At 73.4% G+C, this 7,387-nt stretch carries 2 protein-coding genes; one reads left to right on the top strand and one right to left on the bottom strand.

Annotated elements, in window-relative coordinates:
* Window positions 1-62 precede the first annotated feature (62 nt).
* Entirely contained in the window at window positions 63-1,997 is a 1,935-nt protein-coding gene (locus tag QP089_RS37795; protein WP_285918570.1) for an ABC transporter ATP-binding protein, read from the bottom strand.
* Window positions 1,998-2,300: 303 nt separating this feature from the next.
* Between QP089_RS37795 and QP089_RS37790 the strand changes: the two genes are divergently transcribed.
* On the top strand, window positions 2,301-7,387 hold a 5,087-nt coding region (locus QP089_RS37790), incomplete at its 3' end, for a non-ribosomal peptide synthetase (RefSeq protein WP_285918569.1).

Raw genomic sequence — 7,387 nt, 5'->3', positions numbered from 1 at the left:
CGGGCCGCGGGGGCGCTGATCTCCCCGGCCGCCGCGATGGCGGGTCCGGGGGCGGCGGTCGCCTATTCGGCGCCGATCCCCTCGCCCGCCGTGACGCGGGCGTCCGGGGCCTGCTGGGCGAACTGGGTCCGGTAGAGATCGGCGTAGAGCCCTTCGGCGGCCAGCAGCTGATCGTGGGTCCCGCGCTCGCGGATGCGGCCCGCCTCGACGACGAGGATCTGGTCCGCCTCCCGGACGGTGGAGAGCCGGTGCGCGATCACGAGGGAGGTGCGGCCCTTCAGCGCGGTCCTGAGCGCGCGCTGGATCGCGGCCTCCGACTCGGAGTCCAGGTGCGCGGTCGCCTCGTCGAGGACGACGATGGGCGGCGCCTTGACCAGCAGCCGCGCCAGCGCGATCCGCTGCTTCTCGCCGCCGGAGAGCCGGTAGCCGCGATCACCGACCGTGGTGTCCAGGCCGTCGGGAAGCGCGCGGACGGTGTCCCAGACGCGCGCGGCCACGCACGCCTCCACCAGTTCGTCCTCGGTGGCGTCCGGACGGGCGTACAGGAGGTTGGCGCGGAGCGTGTCATGGAACAGGTGCGCGTCCTGGGTCACCACGCCGACGGTGTCGCGGATCGACTGCAGCGTGAGGTCGCGCAGGTTCCGGCCGCCGATCCGCACCGCCCCCTCGCCGGGGTCGTAGAGCCGGGGGACGAGGTGGGTGATGGTCGTCTTCCCGGCTCCCGACGGGCCGACCAGCGCGGTGAGCCGGCCCGCCGGCGCATGGAAGTCCAGCTCGCGCAGCGTCCAGTCGCCCTGGCCGCGGCTCCGGTCGTGCATGGCGACCGCTTCCAGCGACGCCAGCGACACCTCTGCGGCCGAGGGGTAGCGGAAGGAGACGTGGTCGAACTCGATGTCGGGCGCGTCCGCGCCCTTGGCGAGCGGCGGCAGCGCCGTCGCGGCGCGCCGCTCCTTGATGAGCGGCTCCAGGTCCAGCACCTCGAACAGCCGGTCGAAGCTCACGAGCGTCGTCATCGTGTCGACCTGCAGCGTGGACAGCTGGTCGACCGGGCCGTAGAGGCGCATCAGCAGCGCCACCATCGCCACCAGCGTGCCGACCTCGAGCGAGCCGCGGATGGCGAGCGCCCCGCCGATCCCGTAGACCAGCGTCGTGATGACCGAGGTGAGCACGGCGACGAGGACGGTCGTCGTCCGCGCCACGACGACGCCGCCGGCCGCCAGGTCGCGCAGCCGGCCCGTGCGCGCGGCGAAGAGCCGGGACTCGTCCTCGGGGCGCCCGTAGAGCTTGGTGAGCATCGCCCCGGAGACGTTGAACCTCTCGTTCATCAGCGAGCCGATCTCGGCCTCCAGCTGCATCCGCTCCCGGGTGATGCGCTGCATCCTGCGGGCGACGAGCCTGATCGGCAGCAGGAAGATGGGGATCACGACGAGGCATGCCAGCGTGAGCAGCCACGAGAGGTAGAACATCGCGGCCAGGACGAACCCCAGGGTGAGCACGGTGGAGAACGCCCCCACCAGGAGCGCCGTCACGGCCTGCCGGGCCCCGACGATGTCGGAGTCGAGCCGGCTCACCAGCGCGCCGGTCCGGGCCCGGGTGAAGAACGCCAGCGGCTGCCGCTGGACGTGCTCGAACACCTCGCGCCGCAGCGTGTACACCAGACCCTCGCCCACCCGGCCGGCACACCATGCCTTGACGTACTCCGCCGCCGCGTCGACCAGCGCGAGGACGAGGAGCCCCGCGCACAGCCACAGCACGATCCCGAAGCGCTTCGGGACGATGCCGTCGTCGATGATCATTTTGAGCGCCACCGGGCTGAGCGCGGTGATCAGCGCTTCGACGGCCGTGCTCGCGAGCAGCGCGAGCAGCGGCCGGCGGAACCGCAGGACGTAGGGAAGGATGCGCCGGACCGTTCCCGGCCCGACCTTCTGGCGGGTGATCGATTCGTCGTCGAAACGGACGCCGGTGAAGCGCCCGACCAGGCTGCCCTTCTTGGCCACTGAAGCCTCGCCTTTCGGGTTGCGTGCCGGTCGCGAGCCCAGCGGCGCGAGCGACGAGAAAGGCCCCCGGTGTGCCCGCCAAGCACACTCCGCAAGGCTTTTTACCGCACCTTTCCGGGGCCGTCCCGTTTGCCGCGGACCGCCGGTTCCGTTCGACCGGCGCCGTACCGCGGTTGAACACCGTCAGGAGTGTTCAACCGCCGTCATGAATGCGGTTGAACACGGAACGAAAAAGGAATCCGGAACATTGATCAGGGCTTCGGCGCCGGGCGATAGTTGGTCGCCGACGCAGGAGGGGTCCCCATGGTTCCGTTGTCATTCGCGCAGCGCCGGCTGTGGTTCATCCAGCGGCTCGAAGGACCGAGCGCGACCTACAACATTCCGGTGGCGCTGCGGCTTTCCGGTTCCGTGGACCGCAAGGCCCTGGCCGCCGCTCTCCGGGACGTGCTGGAACGGCATGAGGCGCTGCGCACGATCATCGAGACGGTCGACGGGGAACCCGGCCAGCGCATCCTCGGCATCGACGAGCTGGAATGGGAACTCCAGGTGGTGGACCTCCCGGAGTCCTCGACCTCGGATGATCTGGCCGGTGCGGTCGCCGGCGTCGCCGGATATGTATTCCGCCTTTCTTCGGAGGTGCCCGTCCGGGCCTGGCTGTTCTCGGCCGGACCGGACGAGCACGCTCTGGCGCTGGTGGTCCATCACATCGCGGGCGACGGGTACTCCATGGGGCCGCTCGCCCGGGACCTTTCGATCGCCTACGAGGCGCGGTGCGCCGGACGGGCCCCCGGCTGGGCGCCTCTGCCCGTCCAGTACGCCGACTACACGCTCTGGCAGCGCGAACTGCTCGGCGACGAGAACGACCCCGGCAGCGTGCTCGCGCGGCAGGTCGCCTACTGGCGCGACGCCCTGGCGGGCGCGCCGGAGGAGCTGGACCTGCCGTTCGACCGGCCGCGTCCCGCCACGGCGTCCCACCGCGCCCACAGCGTCACCCTGGAGATTCCCGCCGACGTGCACGCCCGGCTGGTGGACCTGGCCCGTGCCGAGCGCGCGACCACGTTCATGGTGCTTCAGGCGGCCCTGGCGGTACTGTTGTCGCGGCTCGGCGCGGGCACCGACGTCCCGATCGGCACGGTCACGGCCGGACGCGGCGACGTGGCCATGCGGGACCTGGTCGGCTTCTTCGTCAACACCCTGGTCACGCGGAACGACCTGTCGGGCGATCCGGCGTTCCGGGAGCTGCTGCGCCGGACGCGGGAGACGAGCCTGTCCGCGCTCGCGCACCGGGACGTGCCGTTCGAGCGGCTCGTCGAAGAGCTGGCGCCCGCCCGGTCGCTGGCGCGGCACCCGCTGTTCCAGGTGATGCTGACCGTCCAGAACGTCGGCGAGGCGGCGGCGGAGCTGCCGGGCCTGCGCGTCACCGGGATGCCCGCCGGCGGGCCGGTCGCCAAGTTCGACGTGGAGGTCTCCCTCGGCGAGGTGTTCGACGCGCAGGGGGCGCCGGCGGGCCTGCGCGGGGTCCTGGTGGTGGCCGCCGACCTGTTCGACCCGGAGACCGCCGCCGCGCTGGCGGCCCGCCTCACCCGCTGCCTGGACCGGCTCACCCGCGACCCGGAGCTGCGGCCGAGCGCCCTGGACCTGCTGGACGAGGCCGAGCGGCGGCGCGTGCTGACCGAGTGGAACGACACCGCCACCGGGACCGAGGCGGCCGCGGTGCCGGCCTCCTTCGAGGCCCGCGCGGCGGAGAACCCGGACGTGCCCGCGGTGGTGTTCGAGGGGACGGCGCTGACCTACACCGAGCTGGACGCCCGCGCGAACCGGCTGGCGCGGCTGCTGGCCGCCCGCGGGACCCGCCCGGAGTCGGCGGTGGGCGTGTGCCTGCCGCGGGGCGTCGACATCGTCGTCGCGATCCTGGCCGTGTGGAAGGCGGGCGGCGCCTACGTGCCGCTGGACCCCGGGCATCCCGCGGAGCGCCTCGCCCACATGGTCGCCGACAGCGGCGCGGAGACGGTGCTGAGCTGCACGGACACCGCCGGTGCGCTGGACGGCGCGGCGGAGGTCGTCCGCATGGACGACCCGGCCGTCGCCGCCGAGCTGCTCCGCCTCCCCGCGACGCCGCCGGACACGCGGATCGAGCCGGGATGCCTGGCCTACGTCATCTTCACGTCCGGTTCGACGGGCCGGCCCAAGGGCGTCGCGGTCGCGCACGCGTCGGTGGCGAAGCTGGTGGCGGTCTTCCGGCCGCTGATGCGCGTGGCGCCCGGCGTGCCCGTGCTGCAGTTCGCCTCGTTCAACTTCGACGCGTCCGTGCTGGACGTGGCCGTGACGCTCGCGTCCGGCGGGACCCTCGTGGTGGCGAGCGCGGCCGAGCGGGCCGAGCCGCGGGCGCTGCGCGCGCTGGCGCGGACGGCCGGTGTGCGGTCGGCGAGCCTGGTGCCGTCGCTGCTGGCCATGCTGGATCCGGGCGACCTCGCGGACGTCGAGGCGATGGTGGTCGGCTCGGAGGCGATGGACCCCGGGCTGGCGCGCGCGTGGGCGCGGGGCCGCGCGCTCGTGCACGCCTACGGCCCCACCGAGGCGACCGTGATCACGGCGGTCGGACCGGTCGACCCGGAGGCGACCGGCGCGCTGCCGTTCGGCGGCCCGGTCGCCGACACGCGGATGTTCGTGCTGGACGAGGGGCTGCGGCCGGTGCCGCCCGGCGTCGCGGGCGAGCTGTACATCGCCGGGGCGCAGCTCGCCAGGGGGTACGCGGGACGCGCGGGGCTGACCGCCGAGCGGTTCGTGGCCTGCCCGTACGGGCCGGGCGAGCGGATGTACCGCACGGGCGACCTCGTCCGCTGGACCCGCGACGGCGAGCTCGTGTTCGCGGGCCGCGCGGACGAGCAGGTGAAGATCCGGGGCTTCCGCATCGAGCCGGGCGAGGTCCGGTCGGCCGTGGCCGCGCACCCCCGGGTCGCGCAGGCGGCGGTGGTGGCCCGCGAGGACGCGCCCGGCGACACGCGCCTGGTCGCCTACGTGGTTCCGGTCGACGGCCGGGACGAGGAGGCGCTGCCCGGCGAGGTGCGCTCCTTCGTCGCACAACGGCTGCCCGCGCACATGGTCCCGTCCGCCGTGGTGGCGCTGGAGGCCCTGCCGCTCACGGTCAACGGCAAGCTCGACCGCGCCGCGCTGCCCGCCCCCGGCTACGCCGCCGGGACCGGCCGGGAACCGTCCGGCCCGCGCGAGGAGCTCGTCTGCGCGGCGTTCGCCCAGGTCCTCGGGCTGGACAAGGTCGGCGTCGACGACGACTTCTTCGCCCTCGGCGGGCATTCGCTGCTGGCCATACGGCTGGTGGAGCGGCTGCGCGAGCGCGGGCTGTCGGTGTCGGTCCGGGCGCTGTTCCAGGCGCCGACTCCGGCGGGGCTCGCGGCGTCCTCCGGGACGGGGCACGAGGCCGTCCCCGAGACCCGCATCCCTCCCGGCGCCACCGCCCTCACCCCCGACATGCTGCCCCTGGTGGAGCTGTCGCAGCCCGAACTGGACCGCATCGTCGCCGCGGTCGAGGGCGGCGCCCCGAACGTCGCCGACGTCTACCCGCTCGCCCCGCTCCAGGAGGGACTGCTCTTCCACCACCTGCTGGCGGACGGCCGTGACGCCTACGACCTGCCGATGGTGCTGGAGTTCGACTCCCGCGGACGCCTCGACGCCTTCCTCGGCGCGTTGCGGCGCGTGATCGAGCGGCACGACATCCTCCGCACCTCCATCGCCTGGGAGGGGCTCCGCGAGCCGGTCCAGGTCGTGTGGCGCACCGCGGAACCCGCCGTCACCGAGCACGACGCCGGCACCGTCGAGCGGCTGCTCGCGGTCGGCAGCGAACCCATGGACCTCGGACGCGCACCGCTCATCAGGGTGCACACCGCCGCCGCCCCGTCCGGCGACCGGTGGCTGGCGCTGCTGCGGATGCACCACATGGTGCAGGACCACACGACCAAGGAGGTCCTGCTCGACGAGGTGCGCGCGTTCCTCACCGGGCGCGGGGCCGGCCTTCCGGAGTCGCTCCCCTTCCGGAACTTCGTGGCGAAGGCGCGCGCCGGAGCGCGGGAGGAGCACGAACGGTACTTCGCCCGGCTGCTGGGCGACGTGACCGAGCCGACCGCGCCGTACGGGCAGGCCGACGCGCGCACCGACGGCACGTCCACGGTCCGGGCGGTCGCCGGCCTCCCGGCCGAGCTGACCCACCGGATCCGCACCGTCGCGCGGCGCCTGCGGATCAGCCCCGCCCCGCTGATGCACGTCGCGTGGGCCCGGGTCCTCGCCGCGGTCAGCGGCCGAGGCGACGTCGTGTTCGGCACGGTGCTGTTCGGCCGGATGAACGCCGGGGCCGGCGCGGACCGCATCCCCGGCCCCTACATGAACACCCTGCCGGTGCGGGTCCGGGTGACCGGAACGAGCGTCCTCACGGCCGTCGAGGCGATGCGCGACCAGCTGGCGGAACTGCTGGAGCACGAGCACACCCCGCTCGCCGCCGCGCAGCGGGCCAGCGGCGTCCCCGGTGACACGCCGCTGTTCACCTCCTTCCTCAACTACCGCCACAACGTGCGCCGCGACGCGGGCGAGCAGCTCGACGGCATCCGCACCGTCCATGTGGGCGACGGCTCGAACTACCCGTTGTCGGCGGCGGTCAACGACGACGGCGACACGATCGGGCTCGCCGTCGACGCCGCCGCGCCCATCGAAGCCGACGCCGTGGCGGCCCTGTTGCGGCGAGCCGCGGAGAACCTCGTGGCCGCGCTGGAGAAGACCCCGGACCTCATGCTCAACGCCGTCGAGGTGTTGAGCGAAGGTGAGCGGCGCCAGATCCTCGGCGAGTGGAACGACACGGCCGTCGAGGGACGGCAGGTGTCCGCTCCCGAGTTGTTCGCCGAGCAGGTGGTGCGGTCGCCGGGTGCGGTGGCGGTGGAATGCGGCGACGTGGAGTTGACCTATGCGGCTCTGGACGCCCGGGTGGAGCGGTTGGCGTGTTTCCTGGTGGCCCAGGGTGTGGCCGCGGAGTCGGTCGTCGGGATCTGCATGCCGCGTGGGGTGGAGATGGTGGTGGCGGTGTTGGCGGTGTGGCGGGCGGGGGCTGCGTTCGTTCCGGTGGATCCGGAGTATCCGGCGGAGCGGGTCGCGTTCATGCTCGCCGACAGCGGTGCCGGGCTGCTCTTGACGGTGGACGAGATCGCCGAGGATCTGCCCGCGGGCCGACTCCGCACAGTCGTCATGAGCGACCCGGCGATCGAGGCTGCTCCGGAGGTGTCGCTTCCGGTGGTGGTGGGTGGGTTGGCGTATGTGATTTATACGTCGGGTTCGACGGGGCGGTCTAAGGGTGTGGGGGTTGAGCATGGGGCGTTGGCGAATTATGTGTC

Origin of the sequence: Actinomadura opuntiae (genome assembly GCF_030283205.1) — a bacterium.
GTDB lineage: Bacteria > Actinomycetota > Actinomycetes > Streptosporangiales > Streptosporangiaceae > Spirillospora.
Note: the sequence above shows the minus strand (reverse complement) of the source record. Positions and strands in the feature narration are given on the sequence as shown.